This window comes from Pseudomonas sp. LBUM1649, from assembly GCF_059716155.1.
Genome location: NZ_CP166807.1, coordinates 5,470,707 through 5,493,111 on the forward strand (window position 1 = coordinate 5,470,707; position 22,405 = coordinate 5,493,111).

Here is a 22,405-nt window from a genome sequence, read left to right on the forward strand (position 1 = left end):
GTATAAGCCTGGAAAATTCAGCGGCATTGTTATGGACGATCAGAAAATTTCTGGAGCCCACAACATGCCCCTGCAAGCATTCGCTGCACCGATCAGAAAATGTTTATATGCCCTGTGCCTGAGCAGCGCTTCGATGCTGCCCGCTGTCGCCAGCGATACCGAAGGATTCTGGCGCGAGATCAAGCCAGCCAGTTCAATCGCAGCCCAGCCACAGCCAACCCAAGGGTCTGCCATTCCCTCGCGCTACCGACAAATCGATCTTGACCTGCCCGGCCTTCACCGACAACTCTCAGCGGCCAGGAAGGCGCCCAATCCATCGCTTGAGGTGGATCTGCCGCTACCTAATGGCGGGTTCAGCCGATTCAAGCTAGCCGACTCAGGCGTCCTGCCTGCCAAGCTTGCTGAAAAATTCCCGAACATCCTCAGTTTCAAGGGCAGCGATATCGACGGTCAGCTGGTCAGCCTCGACCTGTCCGGCAACTCGCTACGCGCTGCCATTTCAACCGGCCAGGATGAGTGGCTGGTGCAGCGCGCATGGGATGCACAAAGCAAGACACTACCAAAGGCACTAGCCGCATCCCGATACTGGAGTTTCAGTCAGTCTGATATACCTGCGCAGGTGTCACCGATGGACCCGGAAGACAAGACATCACCCGCCACCGCGCAAAGCAAAGCGCATCGCGTGGAGCCAACCGGTACGCCCAAGGGGAATATTCTCTACAACTTCCGTGTGGCAATTACTGCAACCAGTGGATTCACCCAGGCGTTTGGCGGTTCCGTAGAAGACGGCCTGCTGGGCGTGGTTAACACGGTCAATCGGATGAATCGGACGTTTGAAGTCGATATGGGCGTGCATTTCACGCTGATTGATGAAAACGACAAACTGATACTCACCAATCCGGATGAGGACCCTACAAATGATTTTGACTGGCACGAAGCAAACAGAAAACTCCTGGAAAGAGTGGTTGGCGCAGCCGCTTACGATACGGGCTTCATGCTCAATACATTTAACGGGGGTGCTGCAGGAGGAGTCGGCAATACCTGCATCCTGGAAGTAGAGCCAGGCATACTAAAAAAACATACGGCTTATGGGTATGCAGGACATGAGGACCCGGTGAACGCTCCGAAATTCATGGAGACCACCGTGCATGAGTTCGATCTCGCACTGTCAGGATGTAATTCAAATCGCGGGATTTGCCTGGATACTGGTCGCCTGGCTGGGGTGGTTTTTCGTTCAAAATCACCGGGAGAGAGGGGAAGGTTCGTTCGGCCGACGGCGAAGGTGGGAAAGAGGTAGAAAGATTGCCGTACCCAGGATCCACAGGGGCAATACTCGCCCAGGTCGATCTCGGACAAACCGGCGGCTTCAAGGACGACAGCAAACTTGGTTTCGGCTGACCAGTTCTCGGTGAACGGCTTGTTTTCGGACACTGCACTTCCTTCAGAACTGAGCTGCTTGCGCCAGTTGGACAAAGACATTTCGCTGACCCCTTCGCGCCGGGAAACCTCGGCCATCGACAGGTTCAGCGGGGGAAGCAGCATCTTGAGTAATGCGGCTCTGCGTTCAGGTGAATAGTACGGCACGACCAGTCTCTTTCCGCCCCCGATATGCTTTTTCAGGAAAAATCGGAGAGGCGACAACTATCCTGACACCGGGGGCCCCTGTCTCCTGCCCGAGAGTGGCAGTACATCTGTCAACCGACGGGGGCTACCATTATCTGGAGCAGCCACTGGCCTCCAATCGGCCAAATAATGGGCGTGCCACTGTAGGGCTTCCACAGGTAAACACCCTGAAGGCCCGCCTGCGTGTGAGCTGCGAGAACAATATTTTCTTCGCAGTGTCCCCTACGGATATCGTCATCACTCCATAACCCGATGCTGAATCGAAAAATCGCAGACACAAAAAAACCGTGCCCGGATCGCTCCGGCGCACGGTTTTTTTTAACAAGTCTTACTTGTTAACAGCGTCGGTCAGGCCTTTGGCCACAACCAGCTTGATCACTTTCTTGGCAGCGATTTCGATGGCAGCGCCAGTCGAAGGGTTACGGCCAGTACGGGCAGGACGCTCAGTCACTTTCAGTTTGCCGATACCTGGCAGAGTGATTTCGCCGCCGTTTTCCAGCTGATCGGCAACGATTTGGCCCAGTTGGTCCAGAGCATTACGCGCGGTGGTTTTCGGCGCGTCGATAGCTTCAGCGATGTCGGCGATCAGTTGGTCTTTAGTAAGAGCCATGTAGTGTTCCTTCCCTATCAAATTCATATGGATTGCAGAGTGCAGTGTCAGCCATCGAGCCCGATCTTCTGGATCTGGCACCCTCGGCCAAATAACCACGGGATCGGGGTTATAGATACCGAAATCAGGGTTTGGTTCGACCTGACAAATGCTGAATGCACGCTTAACGCAGTGACTACGCGTAAGACCGGGCAAAACTAGCACAGAGACGGGGAAATATCCGCCTCTAGCTACCCAATTGGTCAGCTTTATTGCTCTAAATCGGCAAAAAAACGCATAAGCACCTCGGGTCGCCCCACAATTGCCGTTCGCACCGCGCCAAAACCAGTGGTTGCGGTACACTGAGCGCTTTTTCGGGGAGCGCGCCCTCCCGTCTTCAATCAGCCGAGAAGCCCATGCCGATCCGTCATTGCATCGTCCACCTGATCGACAAAAAACCCGACGGCACGCCCGCAGTTCTCCACGCTCGTGACTCGGAACTGGCCGAGTCCAGCGCCATCGAGAACATGCTTGCCGACCTCAACGAGAGCTACAACGCCAAACAAGGCAAGGCCTGGGGTTTCTTCCATGCCGAGTCCGGGGCGCACCCGTTCAGCGGCTGGCTGAAGGAGTACTTCGATGGCGGCAAGGACTTCACCGCCTTCAGTCGCGTGGCAGTGGAGCACCTGCAAAAACTGATGGAAGAGTCCAACCTCTCGGTCGGCGGTCACGTCCTGTTCGCCCACTATCAGCAAGGCATGACCGATTACCTGGCCATCGCCCTGCTGCACCACAGTGAAGGCGTCGCGGTGACCGAACAACTGGACGTGACCCCGTCCCGTCACCTGGATCTGGGCCAGTTGCACCTGGCGGCGCGAATCAACGTGTCCGAGTGGCAGAACAACAAGCAGTCCAAACAGTACATCTCGTTCATCAAAGGCAAGAACGGCAAAAAAGTCTCGGAGTATTTCCGCGACTTCATCGGCTGCCAGGAAGGCGTCGACGGCCCGGGCGAAACCCGCACCCTGCTCAAGGCCTTCAGTGACTTCGTCGAAAGCGAAGACCTGCCCGAAGACTCCGCGCGCGAGAAAACCAAGACCCTGGTGGATTACGCCAGCAGCCAGGCCAAGCTCGGCGAACCGATGGGCCTGGAAGAGTTGTCGGAACTGATCGACGAAGAACGCCCGAAAGCCTTCTACGACCACATCCGCAACAAGGACTACGGACTGTCGCCGGAAATCCCTGCCGATAAACGCACCCTGAACCAGTTCCGCCGTTTCACAGGCCGCGCCGAAGGTCTTTCCATCAGCTTCGAGGCGCACTTGCTGGGCTCGAAAATCGAGTACGACGAAGAAGCCGGCACGCTGATCATCAAGGGCTTGCCCACTTCGCTCACCGATCAGCTCAAGCGCCGCAACTGATGCTCGGAAGCGTATTGAAGAAATTCCTGCTGATCCTGCTGGTGGTCGTGGTCTATCAGCACTGGGGCAAGATCGAGCGGGTGTTCAACCCGTCGCAAGTGGTGTCCGAGCAGACCCAGGCCAAGGCCAACGTCGTGCTTTACGCCACCGAGTGGTGTGGCTACTGCAAGCTGACCCGGCGCTTTCTCGATCAGAAAGGCATTGCGTACAAGGAATTCGACATCGAGAAAGATGCCGTGGCGCGCAAGGCCTATGAGGCATTGGGCGGCGGCGGGATTCCGATCATCGATGTGAACGGGACGCTGATTCGCGGGTACGACCCGGATGCGATTCTGGCTGCCCTGAAATAACTTCTTCAGGGCAATAGACTCTTGTGGCGAGGGGATTTATCCCCGTTGGGCCGCGCAGCGGCTCCAAAAGAGGGACTGCTGCGCAGTCCAACGGGGATAAATCCCCTCGCCACAGTTGTGTGTGCAGGTATAGGTTTTCAGCGGGCCTCGATGCGGAATCCAAACCGCGGAACGTGCACATGCACTAAGCCGCAGCGCTCATCCTCACGACGCACAATCAATTCCTCGTTACCGGCAAACAACAACTCACCCGCCACCGGGTCAACACCATAATCAGTGGCTGCGATCACCACCTGCTGACCCGCCTTGAAACCATTCGGATCATCGAACGCTTCATCCGGCAGCGCAGCAGGCGTGGCGTTGCGGGCTACGTTCAGGGCTTCTTCAGAGGTCATCTCGCTGGGGGCACCATGACCGAAACCCAGCACCCGCGCCAACCAGGCCGACACCGCCGGATAGTTATCCACAAGTGGTGAGGTCACCGGTGTCGCCTTGAGGAACCACAATGGGTGAGCCAGAGCGAAGTCGGCAATCGACGGCTCGCCGAACAGATAATCGCCCTCCTCGCGTTGCAGTTGCTGCTCCAGGCGCGCCATGATCGTCGGCCATTGATGCCTGGCCTGCTCGGCGGATAAGCGGGTTGCACTGCCGCCACTGAACACGCCCGCCCGGTCGGCGATAAACGCCTTGATCGCTTCGGGAGGTAAATTGGCAAAACGAACCGCTATCGATTCCGGCTGAAACACCAGGCTGACCGCATGCTGGAACACCACCGAATCGGCCCACGCCGCGAAGGACGCGGCGATCATTTCCTGCCCCTCGGGAAAGAATGCTGGCAAGGCTTTTTCCTGCTCAAGACGACGGGCGATCAATGCGGTGTCGCAATAGATATCTGCACCGATCTGCAGTACTGGAGTTTTGCGATAGCCGCCGGTCAACGCGGTCAAATCGGGCTTTGGCATCACCGGCGAGATTTTCACCGAACGCCAGGACAACCCTTTGAAACCCAGCAGCAGTCGGGCTTTTTCGGCGAAAGGGGACGTCGGGTAATGATGCAGGATCAACTCGGACATGCTCGGCTCCGCCGCACGAATAGGAACCCCAGCTTAGCGCGCAATCGGCAGGCAGCCTACAGATCTGCCTGATGGGAACTGATCAATCAGATTGATAAGTCGGCGGTAGCACTGGCCACCAGACATTCCTTGGCGCTTTTCTTGAGTTTTTTGATCAACCGTTCCTGACGCAGCGCCTCGCTTTTGTCGCGGCAAATTTCGGTATAGACCAGCGCCACGGCCGGGCTGGAAAGAAAGAACCGCGCCCCTTTGCCACTTTGATGAGTGGCAAAGCGTCGCACAGGATCATCGCTGATTCCGCAGTAGAGCGAACCATTGGCCGCGCGAACCAGATAGACGAACCACGGCTTAGTCACCTGTGAGTCGGCGTCGGCAGGTTTTTCGTTGAGGGTGCTCACGTAACGATCAAGACTTGAAAGGAAACAAGCGGCGATCTTATCAGCGACTGGCCTGGAAAGCCTTCAGGCCCTTCAACGCTTGAGCGCGAACAGCGTTTTTCACCAGTGGCGTCCATCCCAACAACAGGCCTTTGACACCCAAGGCCTGACGTGACCAGGTCCATAGATCGAAGCTGTCGTGATGCTCGCAGATCTTGCCGTCACGGAAGACAAAACGCGCCTGAATATCGTTGACCACGGTGTTGCCAGTCTGGCTGAACAAATACGTCGCCACCCAATGGGCGCCGCCCGTGCGTTCATCGCTGCGCACATTGTCGAATGTCAGGGAAAAATCCTTGGCCCGGGTGGTGAGCATGCGCCACATGTCGCCGGCGTCGCGACCGCGCAACTCGCCGAACGCCGGATCACTGAACACCACGTCATCGGTATAGCAGGCGCTCATGGCCTCGGCATCCAGCCGCTGGAAGGCTTGGTAGAACTGGGTGATCAATGCGCTGTGGGCATCACTCATGGGCAGGCTCCGAACGTTCGCAAATTTTCCTGCACGATAGTCTGCAAATGCCCGCAAGACCACCGGCATTCGTGACGGGAATACCCCACCTGCACCGGCGCATCGATTGCTCATTGCACGATGCCGCTCTCACGGGCGTAGGCAAAAAGATCCACATCCGAGGAAATGCCCAGCCGTTGCATGGCCATGTTTTTCTGTTTGCTGATTGTTGAAACGCTGCGTTTGAAGTATCCGGCGATTTCACTGACGGTCATGCCGCTGGCAAGCATTCTTACGACTTCATGTTCTTTGGCCGACAATGCCGGGGAACTTGATTGGGCACCCGCATCGGCCTGAACCAGCGCCGTGCGCAAGGATTGGCTGATAAACCGCCGCCCTTCTTTCACCGCTTTGATCGCCTTGGGGAGTTCCGTTGCCGACGCGCCTTTGGCAACAATTGCCACCACACCCTGAGCGAACGCTGCCCGCAACGTCGCGACGTTGGCAAGCATCGTGACCAGAATGATGGGTGTCGCAGGATAGCGCCGTCGAACCGTGCCCAACATTTTCAGGCCGTCGGCCTGCTCATTGCCCGGCATCGAAAAGTCCGTGATCAACAAATCGCAAGGCGTGACGCAGAGCAGGCGCAAAAGACTGTCCGGGTCATCGGCCTCACCCACGACCACGCACGTCCTGCTCAGATCGATCAGCATCCGCAAGCCGATGCGAACGACGGGATGGTCGTCAGCAATAATTACCCTCATTGTCGGATTTTTCCTGTTTGGTGACTGGAATGGGCGAAAAATAGCGCCGTCCAGTTCCCACCACAACGACCAATTTTGAGCGAAAAATCGCCTCGCCCAACGCATTGGGGGTGTTGGTCTTTATCCTATAAAAGAATAAGAACTGCCCTACGATTTCAGGCTACAAGGGTTACGCAGAAGGACTACAGACAACACTACAAAGCAGCGTTTTGTACTGGGCCAACACACTTTCATACGCCGAGCCGCCCGTTTTCGTATTAGTTGCATTCCACCTGGCTACATCGATCGATAGATTGCGCCCACCAACACTGGGCACAGCCCGCCAATCTTTCATCGAGGTAGCGTTCCACATGAACAAACGTATATCCCTTCTGACCGCTGCATTGTTGTTGACCGGCGCATCGTCGGCGTTCGCGGCGTCCAGTACCGACCTGACGGTTACTGGCGTGATTACTCCGGCCGCCTGTACCCCTGTTCTATCCAACGGCGGAGCCGTCGATTTTGGCAAAACATCGGCCAAGGATCTCAGCCAGGACCGCCGCACACATTTGGGCATGAAACAATTGCAGTTGGATGTGGGTTGCGATGCCGCAACAACGTTTGCACTGACGCTACTCGACAACCGCTCCAGTTCCGCGACGACCCCCTATGAATACGGCCTGGGTAAGACCAGTGCCGATGAAAAACTCGGCTCGTTCATAGTGACTTTCTCCAACCCCATTACTGACAGTGGCCCAAAAAGAGTGATTGTTTCATTCGATGAGGGCAAAACGTGGAGAAACCATTCCTTTCTGCCGCTTGATCCTGGTAGCTGGGCCGCAGTCGGCGACACCTCGACTGGAAGCTGGTTTCCGGTATCGACCAAGACGCTGGCGATGAACGTGGACGTAGAAGCTTACATCGCGCCTGCTAAAGGCCTGACCCTAACCGACGATGTCACACTCGACGGCTCTGCGACGCTGCAGATCAAGTACATGTAACCCTCTCCGTCATTTAGCGGGCAACGCCAGCCACCACGTCATTGCCCGCTCACTCAAAGGACGACCCATCATGGATAGATACTCCCTTGCTCTACTGGCGCCCCTGTTGATCGCCTGCGCCCCCGCAACCCATGCCGCCAGCAGCACCGAGTTGAGCGTCACCGGACTGATCACTCCCAGCGCCTGCACACCCAGCCTGTCCGGTGGCGGTGTCGTCGACCACGGCAAAGTGACGGTCAAAGACTTGAATTCGGAAAAGCCCACCAGCCTGCAAAACGGCACGCTGTACCTCGATGTGCATTGCGAAGCCGCCACGCTGTTTACCCTGACGACCATCGACAATCGCGACGGTTCTTCCGCTTTTCACCCCAATAGTCACGGGCTAGGCGTCATCAATGACGACCAGAACCTGGGCAGCGTTGCGTTCGGGCTGTTTGATGCGATAGCCGATGGGGCTCCGGTGAAAACCATCATGTCCCTCAACGATGGCGCCAACTGGCGAGTGTCTTCCTACCTGGGGCATGCCGGCCTGACTTCGTTTGCGTCTTTGACTGACCAGACCACACCGATCGCCATTAAAGACCTGAACGCCCGTCTGACGGCCTTTACCACCATCGTTCGCGCGAACGACCTGACGCTGTCCGACGAAATCCCCATCGACGGGCACGTCACCGTGCAGCTGAACTATTGATGGGCCGCAGATCCCGGCTTCATTTACTCGCACTTTCAACGGGACACGTCATGACCAGATTTTCAACCGGTACGCGTCACCTGCTCCATTACGGCGTCGGTGCACTCGCCCTCCTGCTGACCGTGCAGGCTCAGGCCGACGGCATGGTGCCGAATACTTCCGTGGTGATCGTCGACGAGGCCGACGGCGAAGCCTCTGTTTCCGTGACCAACACCGATACCAACCTGGCATTGATGCACGTCACCATCGAAGACATCGCCGAGGACAGCGAGTCCCTGGTGTTCGTGACGCCGCCGCTGGCGCGGGTAGAAGCCTCGAAAACGCAATTGGTGCGGTTCATCCTTCAAACAGAAAAACCTTTGCTCACTCAGCGTTTGAAGCGGGTGATCTTCGAAGGCATACCCCAAGGCAAACCTGCGGCCCAGGCCGGGCAGGCACGGGTTGGCGTGACCGTGCGCCAGAACCTGCCAGTCATCCTTCATCCCAAAGGCCTGGCGCCCAATCGCACACCGTGGACCGACCTGCAATGGTCGCTGCAAGACGGTCAATTGAGCGTGCGCAACGACACGCCTTACGTCGTGCGTCTGGGCCAGGAAGTGCAATTGTTGCCTTCGGCGGGCCATGTGATGTTGCCCAAAACCTATGTGTTGCCCGGTGAGCACATCAGCATCAAGGCGCCTGAAGGGGCCGCCACTCAGGTGCGCTTTCAACCGGCGACTGTCTACGGTTTCGCCGTGCCGCATTACGAGGCGCCAATCAAATCCTGAAACCCACCCTGAGAGCGTCCACAACGCAACAGTGAGCGCCTGATTCAAGGCGGCGGCACTTCAACCGTCGTCACAGGCGTGTCTGAGCCACAGCGAACGGGCCGGCACGCCGACATAACCCAAGTGAACCCGATGAACACAGTATCAATTTACCGTGATGGCGAAGCCGTGCCCGTTAATCGTGTCAGCGCTCGCCCTCACCTGTTGCGGCGGCGAACCACGGTGGCGTTGCTGCTGACCCACGCGCTGATGGTGCCCGACGTCTACGGTGATATTTTGATACCGTCGTCGTTCGACAAAGACACGTTGCAGCAGCGCGGTATCGACCCGGCACTCGCGACGTCGCTGATGCAAGCGCCGCGATTCACCGCCGGAAGGCACCCGGTCACCCTCACGGTCAACGGCCAGCGGCATGGCCGGGTCGACGTCACGTTCAATCGCGAAGGCGCGGTGTGCTTCGATCGCCCGTTACTCGATGCGGCCAACCTGAATGCGCCCACCCGCTTGCTGGACGATGGCCCGTGTCACGACTTCCTCGGCTCCTCGCCGCAGACCGTGATTGAACCGGATCCGGCGAGCCTTTCCCTGGCCCTGGTCGTGCCTACCGATGCGATACGTCCCACGGCACGGGATTTCACCGGCTATCAAACCGGTGGTGTCGCCGGTCTGCTCAACTACGACGTCACCGGCCTGCACAGCCGTTTTGGCGATCAGTCGAGTCGCTATGCCTCGGCCAACACCGAACTCGGCTTCAATGCCGGCGACTGGATCGTGCGCAGCCGTCAGGTACAGACCTGGCAGGACGACGTTTCCCGCACGACCCATATCGCGGCCTACGCCCAACGCACCTTCGCCAGTCATGAGGCGGTGCTGCAGGCGGGTCAGATCAATCTGTATAACCCGGTGCTGGCCGGTGCGCAGATCACCGGCGTGCAAGTGCTGAATGAGCAAGCGCTGCAGATCGAAGGACAGAGCGCGCTCATCGAAGGTATCGCCAACAGTCAGGCTCAGGTCGAGGTTCGGCAGAACGGTTCGTTGATCCATTCCACGGTAGTGCCCGCCGGGCCGTTTGCCCTGACCAACGTACGACGCCTCAACACCCGCTCCGACGTAGAAGTCACCGTCAAGGAAACCGATGGCAGCGAGCGCAGCTTTACCATCCCTGCCGCGATGCTCGGCATAGGTTTGCCGGCACCCGGCTATTCGCTGGCGGCCGGCCAGGTACGCAGTATTGGCGATGAACAGGGTGGCGATCCATGGGTGATCAGTGGCGGCTGGAGCGGTGCGCTCACCCCGCAAGTGTTGCTCAGTGCAGGCCTGACCGGCGCCGCCGACTATCGCGCGGCAGGTGCCGGTGTGGGGCTGTTGCCCTCGCCCGTCACCCAGGTTCAAGCCACGCTGACCGGCGCCGACGCCGCTGGCCGGCAAGCCAGTCAAGGACTTCAGGCAGACCTGAACGTATCGCACCGTTTAAGCGAGCAGTGGGCGCTCAATGCCAGCAGTTCTTACCGAACCCTTGGCTACCGTGAACTGGAAGACGCGGTGTTCGACAACACCGCAGGCGACAGTAAATCCCGTTATCGCGATCAGCAAAGCGCAGCCCTGTCATGGTCCCACCCGTGGCTGGGCGCCTTCAGCGGTGGCTTCAGTCGGTCCAGCTCGTTCGACGGGCAAAGCAACAGCCGCGCCCTGGCCTCCTGGGGCACTTACATCGGTGGGGTTTCTGTCTCGGCAACGGCCGAATGGCAAGTCAGCGGTGCAAACCGCAGCGATGACAGCATTTACCTGAACCTCAGCATTCCCTTGGGCGAGAACCGCCGGGCACGCACCTGGGTGCGCAACTCCGGTGGCGAATACCGCAGCGGCGTGGGCCTGAGTGAACAGGTCAGCGATCAACTGGCGTACCGGGTCGGCTTCGAACATGACACACGGGATAAACAGGTGCAGTCCACTGCCGGAGTTTCGCTGTTGCCGCGCTACAGCCAACTGGACCTGAACTACACCCGTTCCGACGCCGAGCAATCCAGCTATCAGGCCAGCGCCCGTGGCGGCGCGGTACTGCACGGCGGTGGCGTGACGCTGTCGCCTTACCCGGTCAGCGACACCTTTGCCCTGCTCTCGGTGGGCGACATGGGTGCGATCAAAGTGACGACGCCCAGCGGTCCGGTCTGGACTGACTGGCGAGGTCAGGCGGTGGTCCCGCAAGTGGCGGCTTATGGCCGCAGCCCGGTGGAAGTCGACACCAAAACCCTGCCGCGCAACGCCGACATTCACAACGGGCTGGCGGTGATTTCCGCCGGACGCGGTGCCGTCGACAACGTCGAGTTCGGCATCAGCCTGACCCGCCGCGCCTTGCTCAAAGTCACCACAGCCAACGGTGCACCACTGCCGCGTGGCGCGGCTGTGAATACCGAAGATGGCGAGTTCGTCACCCTGGTGCAGGACGGCGGCCTGGTGTTTTTGCCCAACGTCCTCGACGCCCGATCGTTGTGGATAAGTGCGCCGGGGCTGGATCGCTGCGAACTGCGTTTCGAGCTGCCGGCCGACGCCGACACCAACGCGTATTACGAAACCGTCTCCGCCAAGTGCCGAGCGCTCTGAGTATGAATGCAATGAATCTGACCCGATATTGGCTGCTGTCCCTCGTTGCCATGGCGCTGAGCGCGCTCCCCTCGTTGGCCGAGGCGTCCACTGATGACTGTCAGTTCAACCTGAGCCAGCCCGTGCTGGATTACGGGTTGATGAACCGGGCGATTCGTCCCGATTCTGCACCGGAGCGAAACCTGGGCCAACGTCAGTTGAGCCTGAACCTGAGTTGTTCACAGCCCATCGACATGAGCCTGTTTTATCGAGCCACGGCTGCGACGGCTGAACGTTTTCGCTTTGCCGAACGCGGCAGCTATCAGGTACGTATCCGTGACGCAGTACTCGATGGAAAATCGGTCGATATCGGATTGATTGCCGGTGCCGGCCAGCCCCCCAAGGAAACGGCGTCCAACCTGATCTGGCGACCGGGGCATGGCGTTGTTCCCATACAATCCGGCGCGTCGTTACAGGGCCGCCGTTTCTCGGCACAGCTTGAGCTGAGCGCCTGGGTTCAAGAGCAAGGAATGCAGGTGCGTGACGCGGTCACCTGGGAGACTTCCGGTGTGTTCGATGCCGTCGCTGCCGGGCGCACCCAAGATGCAACCCTGCGTGCCCGATTCGCCCCGGCGGCCTGCGAACCCATGCTGTCCAACGGCGGCGTGGTCGACTTCGGCACCCTGTCGAAAAACGACCTGAACGCCGACAAGAGCAACCGCCTGCCGCCCAGGTCGTTGACGTTGAGGGTTGGTTGCGACGCGCCCACTTCATTCGCGCTGATCATGCATGACAACCGCTCAGGCTCGGCCACGGTCACCAGCGACATTTACTACGGCCTGGGAACTGACAGCCGCCAGAACAAGATCGGCCTGTATTCACTGAACGTCGACCCGGCCGACGCCAGTGCCGACGGCTTCGCCCGCCTCTATAGAACCGACTCCACTACCAGCGGCGTGGCCTGGAGCACTGCCAGCGCCAACCCGCTCCCCCTCGGCAAAACCAGTTACCTGGGCTTTACCGACAACCCCGGCAGCAACGCCGGCCCGGTGCTGATCCAAAACCTTCGCACCACCGTAACCGTCGATGCCGTCATCGCCCCCACCAACAACCTGGATTTGAGCAGTGCCATCGACCTCGATGGCGCAGGGACGATCGAGATTATTTACCTGTAACAACCAACCCGATCCTGCTGAAACCGGGGCGCGTTTGAGCACCTCGGGGCCGTCAGGACAACAACCGTAGAAGTGAATGAAAAATGATAAAAAAATACTTTGCAACACTCTCCGCCACCACGCTGATCAGCATTGCGCCTTATGCGCTGGCAGTGTCCAGCACTGACCTGACCGTCACCGGTACCATCACGCCGGGTGCTTGCACGCCGACCCTGTCCAACGGTGGCGTCGTTGATCATGGAAAGACTTCGGCGAAAGATCTAAATCTGGACCGCATTACAAACCTGCCAAAAGAGACGCTGCAGTTGTCGATCAACTGCGATGCAGAGCAGCCGATCAAACTGCGCACCGTCGATAACCGGCCTGGTACGTCGATCAACAGCTACAGCTACGGTCTGGGCTTTATCAATGGCAATCAAAAGCTCGGGGGGTTTTACATAAAAATGGCGAATCCATTGGCAAACGGCGTCCCGGCATTGACCTTGAGCTCTCACGATGACGGCACAACGTGGACGCGTAACCACTGGATGGATCCTGAAAATCCCCTGCTCTCGGTCGGTTCCGTTAGCGACACAACCACCCCGATAGCCGTCAAGGACGTGACAATGGACCTTGAAATATCCACCGCAATTGCCCGCGCCGACGGCCTGGACCTGACTGACGAAGTCGCTATCGACGGCTCCATCACCCTGGAAGTCGACTACCTGTAACTCCGTAGCCACCCTTGCCCGGGGTCACGCTTCGGGCAAGGATTGATTCCGCTGACCCTCCATAGCGAAACACTGCCCCATGAAAATAATCGCCCATGCTCTGACGATGGCGTTCATCGTCACGACTTCGCCACTCACATTCGCCGCCTCGTCGACGGATCTGAGCGTAAAAGGAACCATCACCCCGCTAGCCTGCACCCCAAGCCTGTCCAACAGCGGCCTCGTAGATTTCGGAAAAATCCCCCGGCAGAACCTGAGCGTCGACGAACGAACGCGACTGCGCGACCAGACGCTAGACCTCGGCATCCAGTGCACTGCCCCGACACGTTTCGCCCTGCTCATGCGTGACAACCGCGACGGCTCGGCCATCGTCAACAGCGAGATTTATTACGGCCTGAACCTCGACCGCAGCAACAATAAAATCGGCCTGTATTCGCTGCACTTCGAGCCAGCCAGCACTGTGGTGGACGATCTGTCGCAAGTCTTCAGAACCGACTCCACCACGGGCGGCGTGGCGTGGAGCTCATCGAGCAGCCGTTCGATTGCGATTGGCGCCAGAAGTTACCTGGGGTTTACCGACGTGGCCGGCAGCAGCGCCGGCCCGATCGCTATCCAGAACCTGACGAGCCGGGTGACCGTCGAAACCGTCATCTCGCCCACCTCCGAGCTGGACCTCAGCGCCGAGGTGCAACTCGACGGCTCGGCGACACTGGAGGTTGTTTACTTGTAGTTCAGACCTTCTCACTGACCACCTGAACGTACAGCGAACGCCCGGCACCGAGGCCGGCAATGATTGCGCCGAGGCCGATCACGCCGAAGATCCAGCCCACGGCGGTCCAGCCGCCGGTCCAGTCGTGCACGATGCCGACTGCGAACGGCCCCATGGATGCCAGGGTGTAACCGAAACCCTGGGCCATGCTCGACAGGTTCGCCGCCACGTGGGAATCGCGCGAGCGCAATACGATCAGGGTCAATGCCAGGCTGAACGTCGCCCCCTGCCCCAGCCCCAACAGAATCGCCCAGCCCCACAGGCCCTCGATCGGAGCATACAAACAGCCAAACAAACCGCCGAGGGTCAGCGCCATGACAATCACAATGGCCAGACGCTGATCCTTGCCGCGCGTCGCCAGCCACGGCGCCGCCAGAGAGCTGGCCAACTGGACGATGACCGAACCCGACAACACCAGACCGGCCTGGGTTGCGGTCAGGCCACGACCGATCAGGATCGACGGTAACCAGCCGAACACGATGTAGGCCAGGGACGATTGCAGGCCCATGTACAAGGTGACTTGCCAGGCTAACGGGTCGCGCAACAATCCCCGGACGCGGTAGGCAACGTTATGCGCGCCGTGTTTCTGCCCAACTTGCGGCAGCCAGAAAATCGCCGCGATCAAGGCTGGAATCACCCAGAACCCGAGGCCCAGCGCCCAGCTCTTGTCGAAGTGTTCGCTCAGCGGCACCGTGGCGCCCGCCGCCATGGCCGCGCCCAGGCACAGGGCCATGGTGTAGACACCGGTCATGGTCCCGGCCTGTTTGGCGAAGTCGCGTTTGACGATGCCGGGCAGCAACACACCGATCACACCGATGCTGGCGCCCGCCAGTACGCTGCCGGCGAACAGGCCGATCTCGCCAAAGGAACTGCGCAGGATGATCCCGCCCGCCAGCATCAGGAGAATGCCTAACACCACCCGCTCCGCGCCGAAACGACGCGCCAGCACCGGTGCCAGCGGGGCGAACAGGCCCAGGCACAGCACCGGCAACGTGGTCAGCAACCCGGCCTGTGACGCTGACAGACCGAGGCTTTTCGACACCTCGCTCAGCATCGGCGCCATGCTCGACAGCGCCGGGCGCAGGTTCAGCGCCACCAGAATCAGGCCCAGCAGCAACAGCCACCGCCGACCCAGGATCGGCTGAGTTTGCTGGACCTCGTCATCGGCCTCGGCGTCGATCAGCAGCTCTTCCAGCTCTGCCGTGCGCTTGGGTGAGGTGAGATCGGTGTGCTGGCTGGACATGGTGCTCTCGGTTTCAAGGTTCATTGATCAACTGCCTCGACAGGGCTTTGGCCCGCTCCGGGTCGCGTTGCTCCACGGCATCGAGCAGTTCGACGTGCAGGTCGAATACCTCCTGGCGCCGGGGTGTGATGTTCAGGCAGTGGCGCAATTGCGCGCCCACAACGCTGGAGAAATAGCGATACAACTCGCTGAGTGTCGGGTTGTGCGCGGCGTCCACAAGACGGCGGTGGAACACCAGGTCGCAAGCGATATAGGTGTCGAGATCGCCGTGATAGTGGCTGCCGCTGACGCCCAATGCCTCGCGCAATGCCACCAGGTCTTCCTCGGTGCGGCGCAATGCAGCCAGGCCGATGGCCTCGACTTCGAGGATGTGCCGGGTTTCACGGGCCTGCTCCTGGGAGCAACGAGTCAAGGCCTTCATGGTGTCCAGCGGATCGACCACGGCACGCAGATAACTGCCATCGCCCTGACGAATCTCGATCAGCCCGGAAAACGCCAACACACGCATGGCTTCGCGCACCGTGTTGCGGCTGATGCCCAACTCTGCGGACAACTCGGGCTCGGTGGGCAAGCGCTGGCCCACCGCCCAGACGCCCTGATTGATGCGTAGGCGCAACTGTTCCAAGGCCTGATCGACCAGGGAACGCTTAATCAATGGAGAAATTTCTGACATAGGATTCGCCCTGTCATCCAATCATAGGATGAATTTTCTGACATCTTAGTCAGCTTGACTCCATAGAACAACCTTCCCGCACCTTGTAGGAGCGAGCATGCTCGCGATGGACGTTAACGATAACGCTGGTAGCCTGATGCCCCGCGGGGTTCTCAGGTACATCGCGAGCATGCTCGCTCCTACAATTGGCAGACGAAAAAAAGGCCCTTCACGGTTTGCCGTGAAGGGCCTTTTTAGATGCCTTGTATCAGGCTTCGGTCTTGGCTGCCGCAGCTTTGGTAGCCGCATCCTTGATCAGGGACTGCAACGAACCGTCAGCGGACATTTCGGTCATGATGTCGCTACCGCCGACCAGCTCGCCAGCCACCCACAATTGCGGGAAGGTTGGCCAGTTGGCGTATTTTGGCAGGTTGGCGCGGATTTCCGGGTTCTGCAGGATATCCACGTACGCAAATTTTTCGCCACACGCCATCACGGCCTGCGCGGCTTTCGCGGAGAAGCCGCACTGCGGGGCATTCGGCGAGCCTTTCATGTAAAGCAGAATGGTGTTGTTGGCAATCTGCTCTTTAATCGTTTCGATGATATCCATGGAGCACCTCGGCTGAACTTTCCGACTCATGGGTCGGCACGGTGGCGCATTGTAACGGAAAGCCGAGCGCCCTGCTCGGTCTCTCCGTCAGATGCGATCAGGCCGCTGCGACCGTCACAGGAACGCCGTTCAACGCCGCATTACCCGACAATTCGTCGAGCTGACACTCGTCAGTCAGGTCATTGGCGCTGGAGCCCGGCTGACCGCTGGCGATAGTCATTTGCACCCCCGGCCGCGCATGTCCCCAACCGTGCGGAAGGCTGACTACACCTTTCATCATATCCAGGCTGGCCAGCACTTCCACTTCGATGACCCCGACCCGCGAACTGACCCGCACCTTCTGCCCGTCGCTTAACCCGCGACTGGCCAGATCATCCGGGTGCATCAACAACTGGTGACGCGGCTTGCCCTTCACCAGACGGTGATAGTTGTGCATCCACGAATTATTGCTGCGCACATGCCGGCGGCCAATCATCAGCAACTCATCGGCAGCCGGTGCCTGCAACGCCGCGAAACGTGCTAGGTCGGCGAGGATCACCGCAGGAGCGGCCTGGATTCGCTGATTGGCGGTTTTCAGGCGTGGCACCAGATTGGGCTTCAACGCCCCCAAGTCCACCCCATGCGGATGATCGAACAGCGTTGCCAATGACAGCTTGTGCGGCGACGCGTCGCCGTACAGTCCCATGCGCAAACCGCGGTCGATCATCTGCGCCGGGGCGATGGTGGGCTTCAACTCCTTGCCGGTCTTTGCCGCGAACGCCTTGGCCAACCCGACGAAAATCTCCCAGTCGTGCAATGCACCTCCAGGCTTGGGCAGGATGGCGCGGTTGAAACGGCTGACGTTGCGCACCGCAAACATATTGAAGGTGGTGTCGTAATGATCGTTTTCCAGGGCCGAGGTGGACGGCAGGATCAGGTCGGCATATCGCGTGGTTTCATTGATGTACAGGTCGACACTGACCATGAACTCCAAGCCGTCCAGCGCCTGCTCCAGCTGGCGACCATTGGGCGTGGACAGCACCGGGTTACCCGCCACGGTGATCAACGCACGGACCTGTCCGTCGCCTTCGGTGAGCATCTCTTCGGCCAGCGCCGAGACCGGCAGTTCTCCGGCGTATTCCGGGCGTCCGGAGACCCGGCTCTGCCACAGATTGAAGTGCCCACCCGACGTCGAGGCCACCAGGTCCACCGCCGGCTCGGTGCACAACGCACCGCCGACGCGGTCGAGGTTACCTGTGACCAGATTGATCAACTGCACCAGCCAATGGCACAACGTGCCGAATGCCTGGGTCGAAACACCCATGCGGCCGTAGCAAACCGCTGTTGGTGCGGCAGCAAAATCCCGTGCCAATTGGCGGATTTGTTCCGCCGGCACCGCACACAATGGACTCATGACTTCGGCGGTGAAACCTGCCACGGCTTCGCGCACCTCATCCAGACCGTCCACTTGCAAATGACTGTTGCGGGTCAGGCTTTCGGCGAACAGGGTATGGAGCAGACCGAACAGCAACGCCGCATCGCCACCGGGGCGCACGAACAGATGCTGGTCGGCGATCGCCGCCGTTTCGCTGCGACGCGGGTCGACCACCACCACTTTGCCGCCCCGGGCCTGGATCGCCTTCAAGCGTTTTTCGACATCTGGCACGGTCATGATGCTGCCATTGGAGGCCAGCGGATTGCCGCCCAGGATCAACATGAAGTCGGTGTGATCGATGTCCGGTATCGGCAACAGCAAACCGTGGCCGTACATCAAGTGACTGGTCAGGTGATGGGGCAACTGGTCGACCGACGTCGCGGAAAACCGGTTGCGGGTTTTCAGCAAGCCCAGAAAGTAATTGCTGTGGGTCATCAACCCATAGTTGTGCACGCTGGGGTTGCCCTGGTAAACCGCCACCGCGTTTTGCCCGTGGCGCGCCTGGATGGCCGCCAGACGTTCTGCGATCAGGTCAAAGGCTTCGTCCCACTGGATAGGCTGCCATTCGCTGCCCACCCGCCGCATCGGTTGATGCAGGCGATCCGGATCGTTCTGAATGTCTTGCAGGGCAACCGCCTTGGGGCAGATGTGCCCGCGGCTGAAGGTGTCCTGGGGGTCGCCCTTGATCGAGGTGATCTGCAGGTTGCCTTCGAGCTCAGTGGTTTCGATGGTCAGGCCGCAGATGGCTTCACACAAATGGCACGCACGGTGATGGAGAGTCTTGGTCATGGCCAGTCTCTGTCTTGTTCTGGGCGGGCAATAGCGACCGCGGGAACAAAACTATGGCGCCTGCCCCGCCACCGCGCCAGCGACGTTCGTCTTGTGAATCGGTGGCCATCAGGCCTGCCGATAACCGCTGGCGATCAGCTCGATGGCAACCTCGGCGGCGTGTGCAACTGGATTTCCTGGATGGTTCGATCTGCTCAGGGGCGACGAATATTTCAGATCGGCTGCGCCCGGTGCCACGCACGACAGGCCGCAAACCCCTGTCTGCTCGTCATCCCCGCCCCGCTGGATTGCCAAGTTCCACGGCGCCGGTGTACAAATGCTTGGCTGCTGGCAGGAAACAGGCTTCAAAAGCGCTATTGCGGTTACCCCATAGCCCCTTCTGAAATCCCCTAAAAACCGTAGCCCTATTGGTAAGACGCGACATTTAATTATAAGATCGCGCCTTCCCCTATTTCGTCGCCCCGTGCGGCTTACGCCGCAGGTCTCGCCCGTTGTTCCGTTAAACAAGGCTTTGAGCATCTGCGGTTTGTAGCAAAAAGGTAGTCAATGATGAGCGCAAGGCACTTTCTCTCCCTGATGGATTGCACGCCCCAAGAGCTGGTCAGCGTGATCCGTCGAGGCGTTGAGCTCAAAGACCTGCGTAACCGCGGCGTACTTTTCGAGCCTTTGAAAAACCGCGTGCTCGGGATGATTTTCGAAAAGTCCTCGACTCGCACCCGAATTTCGTTCGAAGCCGGCATGATCCAGCTCGGTGGCCAGGCGATCTTCCTGTCGCCCCGCGATACCCAGCTGGGCCGTGGCGAACCGATCGGCGACTGCGCGATCGTCATGTCGAGCATGCTCGACGCCGTGATGATCCGCACCTTTGCCCACAGCAACCTGACCGAATTCGCCGCCAACTCTCGCGTGCCGGTAATCAACGGCTTGTCCGACGACCTGCACCCGTGCCAGTTGCTGGCCGACATGCAGACGTTCCTCGAACACCGTGGCTCCATCCAGGGCAAGACCGTGGCCTGGATCGGTGACGGCAACAACATGTGCAACAGCTATATAGAAGCGGCGATCCAGTTCGACTTCCAGTTGCGCATCGCCTGCCCGGAAGGTTACGAACCCAATCCCGAATTCGTGGCCAAGGCCGGTGACCGGGTGACCATCGTTCGTGATCCGCAGGACGCCGTGCGCGGTGCGCATCTGGTGAGCACTGACGTCTGGACCTCTATGGGCCAGGAAGAAGAAACTGCCAAGCGCCTTCAGCTGTTTGCCCCCTTCCAGGTCAACCGCGCCCTGCTCGACCTCGCGGCGGCGGACGTACTGTTCATGCATTGCCTGCCGGCTCACCGTGGCGAAGAGATCAGCGTCGACCTGCTCGACGACCCGCGCTCGGTGGCATGGGACCAGGCTGAAAACCGTCTTCATGCACAAAAGGCCCTGCTCGAGTTTCTCGTCCCGCCTTCGTACCACCACGCATGAGCCAGCCATTACTGCTTAACCTGCGCAACCTCGCCTGCGGCTATCAAGACCAGCGCGTGGTGCAAAACCTGAACCTGCATTTGAACGCCGGTGACATCGGTTGCCTGCTGGGCTCCTCAGGCTGCGGCAAGACCACCACCCTGCGCGCCATTGCCGGCTTCGAACCGGTGCACGAAGGTGACATCCAGCTGGCTGGCGAGACCATCTCCAGTGCCGGCTTCACCCTCGCGCCCGAGAAACGTCGCATCGGCATGGTGTTCCAGGATTACGCCCTGTTTCCGCATTTGAGCGTGGAAGACAACATCGCCTTCGGCATTCGCAAACATCCGAACAAGGATCGCGTCACCGAAGAGTTGCTCGAACTGGTCAACCTGAAAAACCTCGGCAAGCGTTACCCCCACGAGCTCTCCGGCGGCCAGCAGCAACGGGTCGCCCTGGCTCGCGCCCTGGCGCCGGAACCGCAATTGCTGCTGCTGGACGAACCGTTCTCCAACCTCGACGGTGAATTGCGCCGCAAACTCAGCCACGAGGTGCGCGACATTCTCAAGGCCCGCGGCACCAGCGCGATTCTGGTGACCCACGACCAGGAAGAAGCCTTCGCGGTCAGCGATCACGTCGGCGTGTTCAAGGAAGGCCGGCTTGAGCAGTGGGATACGCCCTACAACCTCTATCACGAACCACTGACACCCTATGTGGCCAGCTTCATCGGCCAGGGTTACTTCATTCGTGGCCAGATGAGCAGCCCGGAGTCGGTGCAGACGGAGCTCGGAGAATTGCGCGGCAACCGCGCCTACACCTGGCCGGTCGGCGGTGCGGTGGATGTATTGCTGCGTCCGGACGATATCGTTTATGCGCCAGACAGTGCATTGAAGGCGCGGATCGTCGGCAAGTCTTTCCAGGGCGCTTCGACGCTTTATCGCCTGCAGATGCTGACCGGCGCGCAACTGGAATCGATCTTCCCGAGCCATGTCGACCATCTGATCGGCGCAGAAGTCGGCATTCGTGTTGCGGCGGAACATCTGGTGCTGTTCCAGGCATCCGGCAGCAAGGCGGCGCAAATTCCAACCGTCGATTCAGGCGTCCGGCGCCACAGCACCGCGCACTGATCAACCCGCCCCCCTGTGTAGGAGCGAGCATGCTCGCGATGGTGGTCAACGATGACGCGTGGAGCCTGACACCCCACGGCGTTCTCGAGTCCATCGCGAGCATGCTCGCTCCTACACAGTTCAGGCGCGGCCGATATCGGCGAATGTTGCCTGGGTATGTTCGGCCAGCACGGCGGGGGCCAATTCGACTTCAAGGCCCCGCCGTCCCGCGCTGACAAAAATGCTCGCAAATGGCTGGGCCGAATTGTCGATAAAGGTACGCAAGCGCTTCTTCTGCCCCAGCGGGCTGATACCGCCCAATAGATAACCGGTGGAGCGCTGGGCCGCCGCAGGGTCGGCCATTTCGACTTTCTTCACCTTGGCCGCATGCGCCAAGGCCTTCAGATCCAGGCTCCCGCCAACCGGCACCACCGCCACCAGCAACTCGCCTTTTTCACTGGCCGCCAGCAAGGTCTTGAACACTTGCGCCGGGTCCAGTCCGAGCTTCTCCGCGGCTTCCAACCCATAGGACGCCGCCTTCGGGTCATGTTCATAACTGTGCACACGGTGTTCGGCCCGAACCTTTTTCAGCAAATCCAATGCGGGTGTCATGACAGCTCCAGACTGGTGGCAGTAGAAAATCCTGGGCCGGATTCTAGGACATTGATCCACAAAAGGCTCTATCGCGGCAGCGTTGCAAGAAGCGCCCGATCCGATTTCGCCCACGCCGCGACGCGATCATTCACACAACTAATAGTTTAT

22 protein-coding genes and 1 pseudogene are annotated in these 22,405 nt (G+C 59.5%); 12 read left to right on the forward strand and 11 right to left on the reverse strand.

Annotated features, from left to right (window positions below; all coding sequences use genetic code 11):
• The first annotated feature begins 64 nt into the window (after nucleotides 1–64).
• Complete coding sequence (locus tag ACA058_RS25285; RefSeq protein WP_497636400.1) at nucleotides 65–1,297, forward strand: reprolysin-like metallopeptidase; 1,233 nt, start codon at nucleotides 65–67, stop codon at nucleotides 1,295–1,297.
• Nucleotides 1,298–1,326: 29 nt separating this feature from the next.
• Here ACA058_RS25285 and ACA058_RS25290 read toward each other — a convergent pair.
• Nucleotides 1,327–1,584, reverse strand: a pseudogene (locus ACA058_RS25290) (transposase); the annotation flags it as partial.
• A 367-nt stretch (nucleotides 1,585–1,951) separates the two neighbouring features.
• Entirely contained in the window at nucleotides 1,952–2,233 is a 282-nt protein-coding gene (locus ACA058_RS25295; RefSeq protein ID WP_007905514.1) for an HU family DNA-binding protein, read from the reverse strand.
• 395 nt (nucleotides 2,234–2,628) lie between these two features.
• Between ACA058_RS25295 and yejK the strand changes: the two genes are divergently transcribed.
• The gene (gene yejK, locus ACA058_RS25300; RefSeq protein WP_497636401.1) at nucleotides 2,629–3,633 is read left to right on the forward strand and encodes a nucleoid-associated protein YejK; all 1,005 of its coding nucleotides are present in this window, start codon (nucleotides 2,629–2,631) and stop codon (nucleotides 3,631–3,633) included.
• Nucleotides 3,633–3,983, forward strand: coding sequence for a glutaredoxin family protein (locus ACA058_RS25305; RefSeq protein WP_497636402.1), 351 nt, complete (start codon nucleotides 3,633–3,635; stop codon nucleotides 3,981–3,983). Before yejK ends, ACA058_RS25305 begins: the two co-directional genes overlap by 1 nt.
• A gap of 137 nt (nucleotides 3,984–4,120) precedes the next feature.
• Here the strand turns inward: ACA058_RS25305 and ACA058_RS25310 are convergent, their stop codons facing one another.
• From ACA058_RS25310 to ACA058_RS25325, 4 genes are all read right to left on the reverse strand, one after another.
• On the reverse strand, nucleotides 4,121–5,056 hold the full coding sequence (locus tag ACA058_RS25310) for a glutathione S-transferase family protein (RefSeq protein WP_497636403.1): 936 nt from the start codon (nucleotides 5,054–5,056) through the stop codon (nucleotides 4,121–4,123).
• A gap of 86 nt (nucleotides 5,057–5,142) precedes the next feature.
• A complete protein-coding gene (locus ACA058_RS25315) occupies nucleotides 5,143–5,454 on the reverse strand; it encodes a GIY-YIG nuclease family protein (protein ID WP_497636404.1) in 312 nt (103 codons plus the stop codon).
• 40 nt (nucleotides 5,455–5,494) lie between these two features.
• Nucleotides 5,495–5,965 carry a nuclear transport factor 2 family protein gene (locus ACA058_RS25320; protein WP_497636405.1) on the reverse strand — a complete coding sequence of 157 codons (471 nt, stop codon included), beginning with the start codon at nucleotides 5,963–5,965 and terminating at the stop codon, nucleotides 5,495–5,497.
• A gap of 110 nt (nucleotides 5,966–6,075) precedes the next feature.
• Nucleotides 6,076–6,708, reverse strand: coding sequence for a response regulator (locus ACA058_RS25325; protein WP_497639999.1), 633 nt, complete (start codon nucleotides 6,706–6,708; stop codon nucleotides 6,076–6,078).
• 350 nt (nucleotides 6,709–7,058) lie between these two features.
• On the opposite strand from ACA058_RS25325, the gene ACA058_RS25330 reads away from it, so the two are divergent.
• From ACA058_RS25330 to ACA058_RS25360, 7 genes are all read left to right on the forward strand, one after another.
• Nucleotides 7,059–7,688, forward strand: coding sequence for a DUF1120 domain-containing protein (locus tag ACA058_RS25330; RefSeq protein ID WP_497636406.1), 630 nt, complete (start codon nucleotides 7,059–7,061; stop codon nucleotides 7,686–7,688).
• 70 nt (nucleotides 7,689–7,758) lie between these two features.
• Nucleotides 7,759–8,379 carry a DUF1120 domain-containing protein gene (locus tag ACA058_RS25335; RefSeq protein WP_497636407.1) on the forward strand — a complete coding sequence of 207 codons (621 nt, stop codon included), beginning with the start codon at nucleotides 7,759–7,761 and terminating at the stop codon, nucleotides 8,377–8,379.
• Nucleotides 8,380–8,429: 50 nt separating this feature from the next.
• Nucleotides 8,430–9,146: a fimbria/pilus chaperone family protein gene (locus tag ACA058_RS25340; protein ID WP_497636408.1), complete on the forward strand. Its 717-nt coding sequence runs from the start codon at nucleotides 8,430–8,432 to the stop codon at nucleotides 9,144–9,146.
• Between the two features lie 132 nt (nucleotides 9,147–9,278).
• Nucleotides 9,279–11,747: a fimbria/pilus outer membrane usher protein gene (locus tag ACA058_RS25345; protein ID WP_497636409.1), complete on the forward strand. Its 2,469-nt coding sequence runs from the start codon at nucleotides 9,279–9,281 to the stop codon at nucleotides 11,745–11,747.
• An 11-nt stretch (nucleotides 11,748–11,758) separates the two neighbouring features.
• Nucleotides 11,759–12,901, forward strand: coding sequence for a DUF1120 domain-containing protein (locus ACA058_RS25350; RefSeq protein ID WP_497636410.1), 1,143 nt, complete (start codon nucleotides 11,759–11,761; stop codon nucleotides 12,899–12,901).
• Between the two features lie 83 nt (nucleotides 12,902–12,984).
• Entirely contained in the window at nucleotides 12,985–13,611 is a 627-nt protein-coding gene (locus ACA058_RS25355) for a DUF1120 domain-containing protein (protein ID WP_497636411.1), read from the forward strand.
• Nucleotides 13,612–13,690: 79 nt separating this feature from the next.
• On the forward strand, nucleotides 13,691–14,341 hold the full coding sequence (locus ACA058_RS25360) for a DUF1120 domain-containing protein (RefSeq protein ID WP_497636412.1): 651 nt from the start codon (nucleotides 13,691–13,693) through the stop codon (nucleotides 14,339–14,341).
• A gap of 1 nt (nucleotide 14,342) precedes the next feature.
• Here ACA058_RS25360 and ACA058_RS25365 read toward each other — a convergent pair whose 3' ends face one another.
• The 4 genes from ACA058_RS25365 to ACA058_RS25380 all read right to left on the reverse strand — a co-directional run bounded on the left by ACA058_RS25365 (nucleotide 14,343) and on the right by ACA058_RS25380 (nucleotide 19,088).
• Nucleotides 14,343–15,647, reverse strand: coding sequence for a CynX/NimT family MFS transporter (locus ACA058_RS25365; RefSeq protein ID WP_497636413.1), 1,305 nt, complete (start codon nucleotides 15,645–15,647; stop codon nucleotides 14,343–14,345).
• Nucleotides 15,637–16,296 carry a FadR/GntR family transcriptional regulator gene (locus tag ACA058_RS25370; RefSeq protein WP_497636414.1) on the reverse strand — a complete coding sequence of 220 codons (660 nt, stop codon included), beginning with the start codon at nucleotides 16,294–16,296 and terminating at the stop codon, nucleotides 15,637–15,639. Before ACA058_RS25370 ends, ACA058_RS25365 begins: the two co-directional genes overlap by 11 nt.
• Before the next feature lie 247 nt (nucleotides 16,297–16,543).
• Complete coding sequence (grxD, locus tag ACA058_RS25375) at nucleotides 16,544–16,885, reverse strand: Grx4 family monothiol glutaredoxin (RefSeq protein ID WP_497636415.1); 342 nt, start codon at nucleotides 16,883–16,885, stop codon at nucleotides 16,544–16,546.
• A 97-nt stretch (nucleotides 16,886–16,982) separates the two neighbouring features.
• The gene (locus ACA058_RS25380) at nucleotides 16,983–19,088 is read right to left on the reverse strand and encodes a molybdopterin oxidoreductase family protein (protein ID WP_497636416.1); all 2,106 of its coding nucleotides are present in this window, start codon (nucleotides 19,086–19,088) and stop codon (nucleotides 16,983–16,985) included.
• 549 nt (nucleotides 19,089–19,637) lie between these two features.
• Between ACA058_RS25380 and argF the strand changes: the two genes are divergently transcribed.
• Both argF and ACA058_RS25390 read left to right on the forward strand, forming a co-directional pair.
• A complete protein-coding gene (gene argF, locus ACA058_RS25385; protein ID WP_497636417.1) occupies nucleotides 19,638–20,558 on the forward strand; it encodes an ornithine carbamoyltransferase in 921 nt (306 codons plus the stop codon).
• Nucleotides 20,555–21,664, forward strand: coding sequence for an ABC transporter ATP-binding protein (locus ACA058_RS25390; RefSeq protein ID WP_497636418.1), 1,110 nt, complete (start codon nucleotides 20,555–20,557; stop codon nucleotides 21,662–21,664). Before argF ends, ACA058_RS25390 begins: the two co-directional genes overlap by 4 nt.
• A 120-nt stretch (nucleotides 21,665–21,784) precedes the next feature.
• On the opposite strand, the gene ybaK is transcribed toward ACA058_RS25390, so the two are convergent.
• A complete protein-coding gene (gene ybaK / locus ACA058_RS25395) occupies nucleotides 21,785–22,255 on the reverse strand; it encodes a Cys-tRNA(Pro) deacylase (RefSeq protein WP_497636419.1) in 471 nt (156 codons plus the stop codon).
• Nucleotides 22,256–22,405: the final 150 nt, after the last annotated feature.